General features: G+C 42.6%; 1 protein-coding gene. It reads left to right on the top strand.

The window, feature by feature from the left end; genetic code table 11:
- Window positions 1-366, top strand: a 366-nt coding sequence (locus tag Q0954_RS34600; RefSeq protein WP_299466824.1) for a transposase, incomplete at its 5' end; no start/stop codon positions are given.
- Window positions 367-378: the final 12 nt, after the last annotated feature.

The raw sequence follows: 378 nt of genomic DNA on the forward strand, positions 1-378 counted from the left end.
CATTTAGCCGAAGAAGTGTATGCAGATGCCCACAAAATCACCTTAGTAGAGGATAATCACGCGGCTCACAAACTCTCCGCACTCTATGAAATACTTCCACCAGAAAGAGCCAGGGCCATTATAGAACGTATAGAAGTAGTCAGAACACCTAAGCACGGCTCTTGGCTAAACATTGCTGAAATTGAACTCAGTATTCTAACCAGACAAGGACTAGCCAAGAGAGTCGAGTCCAAGGAAGCGCTGAAAGAGCAAGCGACCCAATGGTATCAACAAAGAAATAAACAAGCCTCCAAAGTAGAGTGGCAATTTACTACTAAAGAGGCGAGGATTAAATTAAAGAGGCTTTACCCTAAAATACAACGTTGACATAACACTAGT

Origin of the sequence: uncultured Microscilla sp. (genome assembly GCF_947493425.1) — a bacterium.
In the GTDB taxonomy this organism is placed as follows: Bacteria; Bacteroidota; Bacteroidia; order Cytophagales; family Microscillaceae; genus Microscilla.